This window comes from Sphaerimonospora mesophila, assembly GCF_001417795.1.
Lineage (GTDB): Bacteria > Actinomycetota > Actinomycetes > Streptosporangiales > Streptosporangiaceae > Sphaerimonospora > Sphaerimonospora mesophila.
The window spans coordinates 90,887-103,943 of the sequence record NZ_BCBX01000031.1; the positions used below are offsets into that span (position 1 = coordinate 90,887).

Genomic DNA, 13,057 nt, shown 5'->3' on the forward strand with positions numbered 1-13,057 from the left:
CGATCTGTTCGGGCACCAGCAATAAGCGCCGCGCAGGGGCGTACGGCACGGCGGCGCACGGTCATGGCGCACTTCACCGGCGGCCGGTCCGGCCGGTGACACCTCCTCGGATCTTCCCGGTGCATCCGCGGGAGGGCGACCCGATGCACGAGATGGGAGTCAGGAATGGCTCAGCACGCGCTCGAACGGCTGATGCGGAAGATCGAGGGCCAGGAATGGCTCGACAGACCGGGCCACACGCTCGAGCACGGCTACGCGCTCGTCCAGAACGTGCTCGGCATCTCTCAGGGGCCGGTCCGCGGATTACTGCACGGCGTGTGGTTCGGGCATCCGCTGCATCCCGCGCTCACCGACGTGCCGATCGGGTCATGGACGACGGCGCTGGTCCTGGACGCCATGGGGGCCGGGAAGGGCCGGCGGGAACGTGCGGGCTATCAGCGTGCCGCCCGCAGGGCGGTGGGGCTCGGGGTCGTGGGCGCACTGGGCGCGGCGGTGACCGGTCTCACCGACTGGCAGTACACCCATGACTACGCACGGCGGCTCGGGCTCGTCCACGGCGCGCTCAACGCCGTCGCACTCGGCATGTTCGGCTGGTCCTGGTGGGAACGCAGCCGGGGACGGCACGGGCGGGGGCGCCTGGCCACCCTGCTCGGCTATCCGGTGATGGCGCTCAGCGGCTATCTCGGCGGCGGCCTCACCTTCCGGCACCGCATCGGCGTCGACCAGTCGGAGCAGGAGGCGGACAGGCTCCTGCAGCCGCGCGAGTTCACCCCGGTGCTCGGCGTGGACGAGCTGCGGGAGGGCACGCCGCGGCGTGTGCAGGCCGGTGACGTCGGCATCGTGCTGGTCCGGTCGAACGGCCGGATCCACGCCCTCGGCGACACCTGCCCGCACCTGGGCGGTCCGCTGTCCCAGGGCTGGCTGCGGGACGGCACGATCGTGTGCCCCTGGCACGGATCGGCGTTCGATCTGGAGACGGGGGAGAGCAGGAACGGCCCCGCCGTCGCAGCGGCGCCGTGCTTCCAGACCCGCGTCCGCGACGGGCGCATCGAGGTGCGCCGCGTGCCGCCGGTGACGACGGCACCGCCCGGAAGCGCCGTGGTGCACGGGTGGCGGACGGCCGAGCAGCGGGAGATCTCCCCCGACCGGCAGGAGCCCGGCCACAAGGAGAGAGTGCCGCGGCAACGGGAGATGCAGCGATGAAAAAGGGCACACAGGTACTCACCGAGCGCAAGAAGCGTGATCAGCGGGTGACCACCCCGCCGAAGACGGCGACGCGGGTGCTCTACGAGCATCATGGCGTCCTGCGCGGGATCATGGAACGGCTCTCGCATACCTCGCGCGACGACGTCGAGCAGCGTCGGGCGCTGACCGCAGAGCTGTACGGCGAGGTGCAGATGCACGAGCGGATCGAGGAGGACATCTTCTATCCGGAGATCGGCGACATCCACACCGAGCTGGACGCCGCGTGGTCGGAGCACCGCCAGATGACCGACCAGCTCGCCGCGCTGCTGCGCGCCGACCCCGGCGGCGCCCGGTTCGAGGAGGAGCTGCGGGTGATGCACGACGTGCTGGAGGCCCACGCCCATCTGGACGAGGAACTGGAGATGTTCCCCGAGGTCGAGCGGCAGATGGACGAGGAACGGCTCGTCGAGCTCGGGGGGAGGCTGCAGAAACGTCTGGCGCGGCTGCGGTCGTCGAGGATGCTGCGGGCCCGCCACCGGCTGGAGCGCATGCTGCTGCGCGGACCCGGACGCCTGTTCGCGCGCGGCGTGCGGCGCGGCGGCCGTAGGAGCGTGCGCGGTGACCACTGAACCGATCCGCCGGAGGGGGCCGCTCCACTGGACGGGGCTGGGCAAGCTCGTCTCGTTCTACCGATACTTCGCGTTCAACGCGCCGAAGACGACGACCGCCGGGGGAATGGCGCTGCTCGGGGCCACCGCGGTGGCCCAGATGTTCCTGCTGATCCGGCACTTCGACGTCCCGGCCTACGTCGTCGTCTGGTTCCTGCTGATGATCATCGGATCGCTGCTGGCCGCGTTCGCGATGTCGGTGGGGACCGTTCCGTCGCTGACCCGGTCGGGGTGGGCCCTGGGCAGCGCGGTGTCGCTGGCGTCGATCACCATGTACTTCGCCAGCCGCGCCGTGGGGCTGCCCGGCCTGCCGCAGATGGTCGGCCGCTGGCACTATCCCCTCGGCAACCTGACCCTGGCGATGGGCCTGCTGTTCCTGGCCCTGCACTTCTCGGTCGTCACGGGAATGAACGTCGCGTATCCGCGGACACGGTGCTGGCATGACTGACGGCGTGCGGCCGATCAGATGGATCTGACGGGGGACCACCGCGATGCACAACGACTTTCCGGCATGGCTGCGGATCGAACACTGGCTGAACGTGCTCTTCGTCACCCTGCTCATCCGCAGCGGGATCGAGATCCTCGGCACCCACCCGAAGCTCTACTGGCGCGATCACAGCAGACTGGGCACCGAGTGGGCGAGGTTCACCCGCAAGACGATGCCGAAGGACAAGCTGTACGACACACTGGACGAGGAGGAGGACTACTCGCCGATCGTGTCGCTGCCCGGCCACAAGAAGATCGGGATAGGCCGGCACTGGCACTTCTTCACCGTGGTCGGCTGGCTCCTGCTCGGCATCTCGTACGTGATCCTGCTGTTCGCCACCGGTCAGTGGCGCCGCTACCTGCCCACCTCGTGGGACATCTTCCCGGCGGCCTGGCACGACTTGGTCACCTACGACAGGTTCCAGCTGCCGCCGATGATGCCGGGTCAGCCGTTCGACGCGCTGCAGAAACTGACGTACGCCGGGGTGATCTTCGTGCTCGCCCCGTTCCAGATCCTGACCGGGCTCGCGCAGGCGCCGGCACTGGAGGCGCGTTTCCCATGGTTCGTCCAGATGTGGGGTGGCCGGCAGGCCGCGCGCAGTCTGCACTACCTCGGTCTGCTCGCGTTCGTCGTGTTCACGGCCGGGCATCTGATGATGATCACGTTCTGGGGCTGGCCGCGTCTCAACGCCCTCATGATCTTCGGATCGGCCCGGGACCTGACGCTCGCGTTCTGGCTGTCCCTGGCCATCATCGCGGCGATCGTGGCGGTGCACGTGGCCGTCACCGTGTGGAGCCTGCGGAGCCCGCGTTCCGTGCAGCGCAGGCTCGGCGCGTTCAACGGCGTGGTCAAGCGGCTGCTGCTGCGTCCGTGCCGGTCCCGGCAGGACTACCCGGTCTCCGCCATCAGCCCGCAGCACCGGGTGAACGGCAAGCCGCCCGACTGCGATGCGTACAAGATCATGGCGGTGCACGATTTCGCCAACTGGGAGCTGCGGGTCGGCGGGCTGGTGGAGAACCCGGTCACGCTCACGCTGGCGGACATCCGGGCGCTGCGCGGCAAGCAGACCCAGTGCGTGCTGCACAACTGCGTGCAGGGCTGGTCGAGCGTGGGCAAATGGGGCGGGCTGCCGCTGCGCGACCTGGTGGAGCTGGTCAGGCCGCTGCCGGAGGCGCGCTACATCTGCTTCCTGACCATGCAGGAGAACCGCCGGGACGAACCGAGCGCACCGGGCGTCGGGGGCGGGCAGTTCTACGAGGTCATCGACCTGGAACTGGCCTACTACCCCCAGGTCCTGCTCGCGTACGAGATGAACGGCGAGCCGCTGCCGATCAAGCACGGCGCCCCGCTGCGGCTGCGGCTGGAGACCCAGGTCGGCTTCAAGATGGCCAAGTGGATCGAGCAGATCGAGTTCGTCGCCGACTACTCCAAGATCGGGATGGGGATGGGCGGATGGCGCGAGGACAACGCCTACTTCGACAAGGACGTGGAGATCTGATGGGACGCGGAGATCTGATTGAGGGCGGCGTCGAGGTCGTACGCCGTCCCGAGCTCATCACGCTGACCGAGGCGCAGCGAGAACGGGTCCGCGAGCGGATTCACCGGGACCGGAAGACCTGCGCCGGCTGCGGCTCAGGGGGGTTCCATGTGGGTGACGCCCTCTATCTGGGCTTCCTGTTCCGCAGCGAGCCGCTGGACGCCTATATGGTCGCGCTCACCTGCGCCGATTCGGCGTGCCCCGACCCGTACAACGGGATCACGCTGCGCGGCCCCGAGTTCCTGTTCCCGTGATCCGTGAAAGCGCGCGTCCGCCTCACCGGTCGTCCGTGCCGCCGAGCGGGATGGTCGGACGCGCGATGCCCAGCCGCTCCATCACCGGCAGCGCCTCCCGCAGGGCGGCGCGCAGCGCGTCATAGCGTGCCCGCTCCTCCGGCGTGAGACCGCCGTGCCGGTAGTAGTGCTCCAGGCGCGGGAGCCGGCCCGCCAGCAACGTCCCCCACCGGATGCTGAAGTCGTAGACTCGCGCCTGGTCCGCCGACGCCTGCGGGTCGCCGGCCAGCTCGCGCAGCGCCTCGACCTCGCCGAACAGCATGTCGAGGTCGGCGGTGACGCCGGCCACCCGATGTTCCCCGTTCACGAGCTCGTCGTTCAATCAACCCACCTCGCCCCGTGACGCCCCCGCCCGGCGGCCTGGAAATCGTCCCGCGGGCACTTCGAACGTACACCAAGGCCTGCCGCGACATGCCGTGCCGTCGCCGTGCGAAAACCCCGGTCGCGTCGGGTTGTGGGGTGTGTCAAGAAGATTCAAGGAACCCCCCCGCGTCCGGTGGGACGGCCGCCGGAAAAAGAATGAGAAATCGGACCATCCGTGCGAATTACCCGTCCCTCTGGGGCTGTTTTCGCTATTTCACGGCTTCTGTGACTGTTGGGTTTGACCCCATCACCGTACGGATACGGAGAGTAGCCAAGGAGTACCTACAGTGACGAAACGGGGGAAATGCCGATGCGCACTTATCGGATGATGTCCTTGGCCCTGCTGACGGCCGCCGGACTGGCCGTCACCGCGCCGGCCTATGCCGCGGTCGCGGGACCGGCGAACGCGACGGCCGGCCTCGGAGTCGGGGCGGGCGTCGGCGCCGCGGCCGACCTCGGTCTCGGCCTCGGTCTCGGTCTCGACGTGGACCTCGCGCTCGGCCTGGGGCTCGGCGTCGCCGCCGACGCGGACGTCGCGGCCGGTGCCGCTGTCGGCGCAGGTGCCGCCGCGGATGCGGATGTCGCCGCGGACGCCGGGGTCGGAGTGGAGGCGGGTGCCGCGGGCGCCGCGGACGCCGGAGTGGGCGCGGCCGCTGCCGCCGAGGGCACCGGGGGTGATGGCATCTGAGGAACCGCGCGGTGCGTCCGCGGCCCGCTCCCGCACTCGCCCGCCGCCGTGAGACAGCGGATGCGAAGGCGCGGCCGACGTCCGCCTTCGCGGCGGGCGCACCGGCGGGAGTGGGCGGGCGGCCACGGGTGGCGCCCCGGCCGGTGTGCCGTACGGAATGGACGTGAGACGGGCCGACCATCGCGCCTCGGGTGAAGGAGGAGTGGCCATGGGGGCGCCGGGGAATTCCTTCCGTCATGTTGGAAGGACCGTTTAGATTTCTTTACCCTTCGCGACGGTTCATTCCGTTAAGAGTGCTTTCACCGCATGGCAATCTGTCTGTCATGCGTGATGGAAAAGTTGGTCTTGCTCTATGTGCCGGGGTGTTTGCGGTAATCGCCGGAGTCACCGGTGTCGCGACCCCCGCGCACGCCCAGCCCGTGGTCGCGCACCCCTCGGCACACACCCGGACCGTGACCGTCGCCCACAACGCGCCGGCCGCCTACGATCCACCGGCCGTCTACGGGCGTGCCGCCTATCTGGTCGACGCCACGACGGGTGACGTCCTGCTCGACGGCAACGCCGGACGGCGGATGCCGGTGGCCAGCCTGACCAAGGTGATGACCGCCTACATCGTGCTCCGCGAGGCGGATCCGGCCGACGAGATCGAGATCACCGGAAAGGATGTCAGGTATGCCGAGGCCAACGACGGCACGGTGGCGTACCTGCGTCCCGGCGACCGGCTTTCCGTCGGAGATCTGCTGTACGCGCTGATGCTTCCCTCGGGCGCCGACGCGGCCCACGCGCTCGCCCGCACCTACGGCCCCGGCGTCGAGGGCTTCACGGCGAAGATGAACGCCACCGCCCGGGAGCTCGGGCTGCGGGACACGAGATATCTCAACGCCGACGGGCTGCCCACGCCGCACGGGCAGGGCGGCGTGTCCACCGCACGGGATCAGGTGCGGCTCGCCGAGATCGCGCTGCGCGATCCGCGGCTGGTGGAGATCACCTCGACCCGGCGCCACCACGTCCCCAGGACCGCCGATCACCGCTCCTACACCTGGACCAACACCAACAGCCTGGCCGGCGGGCGGGGCGTGATCGGCCTGAAGACCGGGTTCACCCGGGCGGCGGGCTACTGCCTGACCTTCGCCGCCGACCGCGACGGCCACCGGCTGATCGGCGTCATCCTCGGGGAAAGGCAGTCGGGCCGGCGTTTCCAGACCGCCCGCGCCCTGCTCGACTGGGCGCAGGACGGCCTGGAACGGCACGACTGGACGGAGGGCGAGGCGGCGGCCTGACCGCGCGCCCCGCCCCGTCGTCGTCCTCGGAGTCGTCGTCCTCGGCCGGGATGGCCGAGGACGGTCCATCAGATCAGACCCGCTGCCACAGGGCCGGGACGTTCGGCGGCTCCCAGCCCGCGAGCGCGGTGTGCGCCTGCAGGCATCGGTAGGTGGCGCCGCCGTAGGTGACCTGGTCGCCCGGCGTGTAGGCGGTGCCGGCGGCCCAGCTGCCGCCCGGCGCCGTCTGGGTCGGCGACGGGGTCGGGGTGGGCCTCGGCGTGGGGGTCGGGGTGGGGGTCGGCGTGGGCGTGGGGGTGCCGCCGCCGCCGATCTGCAGGTCGACGCAGGAGTAGAACGCGTTGGGCGTGTCGGCGACGTTCCAGACGGCGATGACCTTCTGGCGGCCGCTGTAGCCGCCGAGGTTCACGTTGTGCGTGACCGTCGCGCCCGGCTGCTTGCCGCCGCCGCTGAACGACGCGATCTTGCTGCCGCCGATGTAGTAGTCCCACGTGCTCGTGGCGTGGCGAGCGGTGAACGTCCAGGTGAAGCTCACCGAGCTGCCCACGCTCGTGGGCCGCCAGGCCTTGCTGTCGTCGTTGAGCGGGGCCCACCGCGAGTCGCCGGCGTTGCAGTTCAGCTGGCCCTTCGGGCCCTCGACGCTCTGCGGCTCCCAGACGATGGCGCCGCAGTTCTGCACGATGCCCTGGGCGCACTGCGCCTGCCGGCTGAGCGGTGACGACACGTAGCCGTGCGCCATCGCCGGGGAGGCGACGAACACGCCGGCTCCGATCGCGAGGGTCGCCGTCGACACGAAGGTCAACGTCTTTCGCATGTGTTGCTCCTTCCGCTGGGGGGGTGGAGCAAATATAAAGGAAAGTTTCCTAACAGTAAAGACCTGTCATCACCTTTGCCCAGGGTTTGTCAACAGCGCGGGCGGTGCCGTACGCGTCAGCCGGCCACGGCGGCGAGCGCGTCGATCTCGACGAGCATCGACTCGTGCGGCAGGCCCACGAACACGGTCGTACGGCAGGGCAGCACGCCGCTGGGACAGTTCTCCCTGACGAACTCGCCGTACGCCTCGTTCATGGGCGCGAAGTCCTCCCGTTTGGTGAGGTAGACGCGGAACATCAGGACGTCCTCGACACCCGCTCCGCCCGCGGTGAGGATCGCCTTGACGTTCTCCAGCGTCCTGCGGGTCTGCGCCCTGACGTCGCCGGGGTGCACGTACTCCCCGGTGGCCGGATCCTGCGGTCCCTGGCCGGACACCTGCAGCAGCGGCCCCCTGCGCACGCCCTGGGAGAACACCCAGGCCGGGGCGGGAGCACCATCGGTCAGAATCGCCTGCTTCTCCGACATGTCATCATTCCTTCGTAACGTCGTGCGGGATGCCGTGCCGCATGATACGCACCTGATCCGATGAGCCTGGGATGATCTTCAAGAACGCCACCGTCGTCGACGGGACCGGGGCCGGGCCGTACGTCGCCGACGTGGCCGTACGGGACGGCCGCATCAGCGAGATCGGCGCCGCCACGGGCGGCGGGGCGGTGATCGACGCGGCCGGGCTGGTCCTCGCGCCGGGCTTCATCGACATGCACGCGCACTCCGACCTGGCGCTGCTGACCGAGCCCGACCACCTGGCCAAGGTGAGCCAGGGCGTGACCTGTGAGGTGCTCGGCCAGGACGGGCTGTCGTACGCCCCGGCGGACGAGGCGACGCTCGGGCGGCTGCGCCGCCAGCTCGCCGGGTGGAACGGCGACCCCGGCGGCTTCGACTGGAGCTGGCGGACGGTGGGGGAGTACCTCGACCGGCTGGACGAGGGCATCGCGGTGAACGCCTGCTATCTCGTCCCCCAGGGCACGGTGCGGGCGCTGGTCGTGGGCTGGGAGGACCGGCCGGCGACGGACGCCGAGCTGGCCGGGCAGAAGCGGGTGATCGCGCAGGCCATGGCCGACGGCGCCGTCGGCATGTCCACCGGCCTCACCTACACCCCCGGCATGTACGCGAAAACCGGCGAGCTGGCCGAGCTGTGCGGGGTGGTCGCCGCCTACGGCGGGTTCCACGCGACGCACCACCGGTCGTACGGGAGGGGCGCGCTGGAGGCGTACGCGGAGATGATCGAGGTGTCGCGCCGCTCCGGCTGCCCGCTGCATCTGGCCCACGCGACGATGAACTTCAAGGTCAACAGGGGACGGGCGGGCGAGCTGCTCGGCCTGCTCGACGACGCCATCGCGGACGGCTGCGACATCACGCTGGACAGCTATCCGTACCTGCCCGGCTCGACCACGCTGGCCGCGCTGCTGCCGAGCTGGGCGTCGGCGGGCGGGCCCGGCGCCACGCTGGAGCGGCTGCGCGATCCCGCGGCCTGCGCACGCATCCGGCACGTCATGGAGGTCGAGGGCTCCGACGGCTGCCACGGGGTGCCGGTCGAGTGGGACACGCTGCGGATCTCCGGCGCCCGCTCGGCGGCGCTGGCCGGCCGGGTGGGCACGGGCGTGGCCGACTTCGAGGACTTCCGCCGCCTGCTGATCGACGACGAGCTCGGGATCACGATCGTGCAGTTCGTCGGTGACGAGGAGAACGTCCAGACGATCATGCGGCATCCCGCGCACACCGGCGGCAGCGACGGGCTGCTGGCGGGGGCCAGACCGCATCCCCGGGCGTGGGGCGCCTTCCCCCGCTATCTCGCCAGGTACGTCAGGGAGCTGGGCGTGCTCAGCCTCCCCGAGTGCGTCGCGCACCTCACCGGCCGGCCGGCCCGGCGGCTCGGCCTGCGGGACCGGGGGCTGATCCGGGTCGGCTACCATGCCGACCTGGTGCTGTTCGACCCGGAGTCGGTGCGCGACACCGCCACGTTCGACGATCCCCGCCGCCAGGCGGAGGGGATCTCCCACGTGCTCGTGGGCGGCGTCCCGGTCATCGGGGACGGCCGCCACACCGGCGCGCTGCCCGGTAGGGCGCTGCGCCGTACGAGCACGGGCACCGCCGCTATTTGATGGATCCGGCGGTGAGTCCGGAGACGACCTTCCGCTCGATCAGCGCGAAGAGGATGATGACCGGGATCGTGGCGATCACCGAGCCGGCGAACAGGCTCTGCCAGTCGACCTGGTACTGGCCGATGTAGGAGTTGAGCGCCACGGTCAGCGGCTGGTTCTCCGGCGTGGTGGTCAGGGTCAGGGCGACCACGAACTCGTTCCACGCCGCGATGAACGTGAAGATCAGCGCCGTGACGACACCCGGCATCGCGAGCGGCAGGGTGACCCGGAACAGGACGCCGAACCTGCCGGAGCCGTCCATGGCGGCGGCCTCCTCCAGCTCGCGCGGGATCGAGGCGAAGTAGGCGTGCAGGATCCACACGGCGAAGGCCAGGTTGAAACCGCCGTTGACGAGGATCAGGGACCAGACCGAGTCGACCATCCCGAACTGGGCGAACTCCCGGTAGATGCCGACCAGCATCGCGGTGGGCTGGAACATCTGGGTGATCAGCACCAGGAACAGGAACACCATGCGGCCGCGGAAGTTGTGCCGGGCCGAGTAGTAGGCGGCGGGCAGGGCGACCAGCAGCACCAGGATCGTCGAGCCGGCCGCCACCTCCAGGGTGACCAGCAGGTTGCCGGCCAGGCCGCCGGACCAGAACTCGGTGAAGGCGCTCCAGTGGAACGAGCTCGGCAGGTAGAGGGCCTCGCGCTGCTCCTCCCTGGGCCGCAGCGCGGCGATGATCATCTGCAGGTAGGGGAAGATGAAGATGATCGCGATCACGTACGCGCCGGCCGCGATCAGCACCTTCTTGAGCGGCGCCGGATTGGGCATACGCCGAGGGGCCTTGTGAGAGGTCATCGGGGCACCTCGGTCTTCCAGTTGGTGACCTTCAGGAAGATCGCCACGAGTACGATCACCATGCCGAAGTTGACCACGGACATCGCGGCGGACTCACCGATGTCGGAGCCCTTGAGGATGAACATGAAGATCGTGGACGTGGCGGTCGAATAGCCCGGCTGGCCGTGCGTCATCACCCAGATGATCGGGAAGTTGTTGAAGACGTTCATCACGTTGATGAGGGCCGCCACGGTCAGCGCCGGCCGCAGCAGCGGCAGCGTGACCGACCAGTAGGTGCGCCATCTGCTCGCACCGTCCACCCTGGCCGCCTCGTACACCTCGGCGGGGATCGTCGCCAGCCCGGCGAGCAGCGCGTACGTCGTGAACGGCACCGAGACGAACACGGCCACCGCGATCAGCCACGGCATCGCGGTCGACGCGGCGCCGAGCGGGTCGGCGTCGGCCCCGCCGAGCGCGTCGATCAGCCCGAGGTCCCGGCGGATCATGTTGATCAGGCCGACCTCGGGGTCGAGCATCCACTTGAACATGATCGACGTCATGACCACCGACGCGGCCCACGGCGCGATCAGCGCCCAGCGCGTGACCCGGCGGCCGGGGAAGCGCTGGTTGAACAGCTGGGCGAGGCCGAGCGAGATCAGGACCGTGAGAGCGACGACGGCCACCACCCAGATCACGCTGCGGATCATCACCCCGCCGAAGTCGGCCTCGTCGAACAGCTTGGCGTAGTTGCCGGTGCCGTTGGAGCCCTGTACGACGCCGAACCGGCTGATCTTCAGGAACGACGACCGGATCATCTCGATGACCGGCCAGACGACCACGACGGCGATCAGCACCATCGCCGGACCGATCCAGGCGAGGGGTTCCAGCTTGCGGGCCACCCGTTTGAGGGCGGGCATCTGCTGCATTGATTCCTGCTTCCTGCTTCGGGAAGAAAGGGGTACGGCCCGCGCCTTGTCCGGGATCGGGTTCCCCGGCGCGAGCCGTACCGGTGGGTCAGCTGCCCTCGGCGATCTTCTGGATCTCGCCCAGCACCTTGGCGGGGTCACCGCTGACGGCGCTGCCGATCGTCTGCTTGATCGCGGTGTTCACCTCGGACCACTTGGGGTCGGTGAACGGGTAGAACGTGGCGTTCGGCAGGGCGTCGAGGAACGGCTTGAGCTTCTCGTCGGAGGAGAGCTTCTCGATGCCCGACTTCGTCACCGGCAGGAGCTTGTAGGTGTCGCTGATCTTCTGCACGGCGGAGGAGGAGTAGAAGAAGTCAAAGAACTTCCTGATCTGCTCCTGGTGACCGTTCTTGTTGAAGGCCATGATCCAGTCTTCGACGCCGAGGGTGGTGTCCATCGGGCCGCTCTTACCGGGGATGGCCGTGACCCCGTAGTTGGTGAGGCCGCCGCTCTCGAAGATCGGGATGGACATGGGGCCGCCGTTGACCATGCCGACCTTGCCGGCGGCGAAGTCCTCCCAGACCGTCTTACGGTCCTTGGTGCCGGGGTTCGGCGTGGTCAGGCCCGCGTCGTGCAGTCCCTTGATGAACGTGAACGTCTCGACGTTCTGCGGCGAGTCGATCGCCCACTTGCCCGAGTCGTCCTTGTAGCCGCCCCCGTTGCCCATGAACCACAGGAACGACTCGGCCTGCGCCTCCTCCTGGCCGAGCGGCAGGCCGAACGGCTGGGAGACCCCCGCCTTCTTGAGCTTCTCCGCGTCCGCCTTGAGCTCGTCCCAGGTCTTGGGCGGCTCGGCGATCCCGGCCTTCTCGAACAGGTCCTTGTTGTAGAACAGCGCCCGGGCCGAGGAGACGAACGGGATGCCGTACGCCGTGCCGTCCACCTTGCCGAACTCGGCGAACTTCTCCAGCAGGTCGGACTGGGTGTTCGGGGAGAGCACCTCGTCGACCTTGTGGAGCAGCCCGTCCTGCACGAAGCCGGAGTAGTCGCCCGTCTGCAGGATGTCCGGCACCTGGCCGTTCTGCACCATCGTGGCGACCTGCTTGTCGATGTCGTTCCAGTTGATGACCTGGACCTCGACCTTGATGTCGGGGTTGGCGGCCTGGAACTCGTCGACGACGCTCTTCCAGAACTTGTCCCCGCTGTTCTCGGCCGTCGGGCCGTCGCCGTAGTCGGCCGCGACCATCTTCAGGGTGACCGGGCCGCCCGCGGCCTTGTCGCCGCCATCGCCGCCGCCGTTGCCGTCACTCCCCGACCCGCAGGCGGACAGGGCCAGTACGGCCGCCAGGCCGATCGTGGCCGCGCCGGCGATCCTCTTGCTCATCTGATAACCACCTCGAAATCGACTGGTCTGTACCGGCCCGGTGACAGATGACGGCCAGACCTCTGATCCGCACTATCGAAAGCCAGGGTAAACACGAGGTAACCGGCCGGTCTATACCGGCGAATATCGGATTTACAACGAGAGGGTGTCGGTCCTGGATCACCGGTCTATACCAGCCGGGCGGGAGCCGGGGGCTTGGCCGGAGCCGGAGTGCGCCGAATCGGCGATGGTCTGCGCGATACTGCGCAAAATTACCCTATTTCGCGCGATTTTGAGCGTACGTCGACCGAGTGGCAGTGGCAACGTGGCGCGGGCGGGCGTCCCCGGGGGGTCGTGCCCGCCGGGCATCTCCGTTATGTGGTCGTGACTTGACGTGCGGCGTCCCCTGCCGCTTTCATGGGAGCCACTCCCGTAAACGTTTACAGCAGTCCGGCCCTCCAACCGTCCGTAAACGTTTACAGAATCGACGGAC

Annotated in this window: 14 protein-coding genes; 8 read left to right on the plus strand and 6 right to left on the minus strand. The window is 69.2% G+C overall.

Annotated features, from left to right (window positions below; genetic code table 11):
- The first annotated feature begins 165 nt into the window (after positions 1-165).
- From AP234_RS04745 to AP234_RS04765, 5 genes are read left to right on the plus strand one after another with little or no spacing between them, the layout of a single operon-like run.
- Positions 166-1,203, plus strand: a complete 1,038-nt coding sequence (locus tag AP234_RS04745; RefSeq protein WP_063842786.1) for a Rieske 2Fe-2S domain-containing protein — start codon at positions 166-168, stop codon at positions 1,201-1,203.
- A complete protein-coding gene (locus AP234_RS04750) occupies positions 1,200-1,814 on the plus strand; it encodes a hemerythrin domain-containing protein (RefSeq protein WP_055478323.1) in 615 nt (204 codons plus the stop codon). The genes AP234_RS04745 and AP234_RS04750 overlap by 4 nt, the downstream gene beginning before the upstream one ends.
- Positions 1,804-2,301: a hypothetical protein gene (locus AP234_RS04755; RefSeq protein WP_055478324.1), complete on the plus strand. Its 498-nt coding sequence runs from the start codon at positions 1,804-1,806 to the stop codon at positions 2,299-2,301. The genes AP234_RS04750 and AP234_RS04755 overlap by 11 nt, the downstream gene beginning before the upstream one ends.
- Before the next feature lie 43 nt (positions 2,302-2,344).
- Entirely contained in the window at positions 2,345-3,838 is a 1,494-nt protein-coding gene (locus AP234_RS04760; protein WP_055478325.1) for a molybdopterin-dependent oxidoreductase, read from the plus strand.
- Entirely contained in the window at positions 3,838-4,131 is a 294-nt protein-coding gene (locus AP234_RS04765; RefSeq protein ID WP_055478326.1) for a hypothetical protein, read from the plus strand. Before AP234_RS04760 ends, AP234_RS04765 begins: the two co-directional genes overlap by 1 nt.
- A 22-nt stretch (positions 4,132-4,153) precedes the next feature.
- On the opposite strand, the gene AP234_RS04770 is transcribed toward AP234_RS04765, so the two are convergent.
- Positions 4,154-4,492: a hypothetical protein gene (locus tag AP234_RS04770; RefSeq protein ID WP_083501794.1), complete on the minus strand. Its 339-nt coding sequence runs from the start codon at positions 4,490-4,492 to the stop codon at positions 4,154-4,156.
- Between the two features lie 351 nt (positions 4,493-4,843).
- On the opposite strand from AP234_RS04770, the gene AP234_RS04775 reads away from it, so the two are divergent.
- Positions 4,844-5,221, plus strand: a complete 378-nt coding sequence (locus tag AP234_RS04775) for a hypothetical protein (protein WP_152990252.1) — start codon at positions 4,844-4,846, stop codon at positions 5,219-5,221.
- 362 nt (positions 5,222-5,583) lie between these two features.
- A complete protein-coding gene (locus AP234_RS04780; RefSeq protein WP_431998104.1) occupies positions 5,584-6,501 on the plus strand; it encodes a D-alanyl-D-alanine carboxypeptidase family protein in 918 nt (305 codons plus the stop codon).
- Positions 6,502-6,574: 73 nt separating this feature from the next.
- On the opposite strand, the gene AP234_RS04785 is transcribed toward AP234_RS04780, so the two are convergent.
- A complete protein-coding gene (locus AP234_RS04785; RefSeq protein ID WP_055478329.1) occupies positions 6,575-7,315 on the minus strand; it encodes a lytic polysaccharide monooxygenase in 741 nt (246 codons plus the stop codon).
- Between the two features lie 116 nt (positions 7,316-7,431).
- The gene (locus tag AP234_RS04790) at positions 7,432-7,839 is read right to left on the minus strand and encodes a RidA family protein (protein WP_055478330.1); all 408 of its coding nucleotides are present in this window, start codon (positions 7,837-7,839) and stop codon (positions 7,432-7,434) included.
- Between the two features lie 71 nt (positions 7,840-7,910).
- On the opposite strand from AP234_RS04790, the gene AP234_RS04795 reads away from it, so the two are divergent.
- Positions 7,911-9,476 carry an N-acyl-D-amino-acid deacylase family protein gene (locus AP234_RS04795; RefSeq protein ID WP_055478331.1) on the plus strand — a complete coding sequence of 522 codons (1,566 nt, stop codon included), beginning with the start codon at positions 7,911-7,913 and terminating at the stop codon, positions 9,474-9,476.
- Here the strand turns inward: AP234_RS04795 and AP234_RS04800 are convergent.
- From AP234_RS04800 to AP234_RS04810, 3 genes are all read right to left on the minus strand, one after another.
- Positions 9,469-10,317: a carbohydrate ABC transporter permease gene (locus tag AP234_RS04800; protein ID WP_055478332.1), complete on the minus strand. Its 849-nt coding sequence runs from the start codon at positions 10,315-10,317 to the stop codon at positions 9,469-9,471. The two genes, AP234_RS04795 and AP234_RS04800, sit on opposite strands and share 8 nt — an antisense overlap.
- On the minus strand, positions 10,314-11,222 hold the full coding sequence (locus AP234_RS04805) for a carbohydrate ABC transporter permease (RefSeq protein WP_055478333.1): 909 nt from the start codon (positions 11,220-11,222) through the stop codon (positions 10,314-10,316). Before AP234_RS04805 ends, AP234_RS04800 begins: the two co-directional genes overlap by 4 nt.
- A gap of 88 nt (positions 11,223-11,310) precedes the next feature.
- On the minus strand, positions 11,311-12,585 hold the full coding sequence (locus AP234_RS04810) for an extracellular solute-binding protein (RefSeq protein WP_055478334.1): 1,275 nt from the start codon (positions 12,583-12,585) through the stop codon (positions 11,311-11,313).
- Positions 12,586-13,057 lie beyond the last annotated feature (472 nt).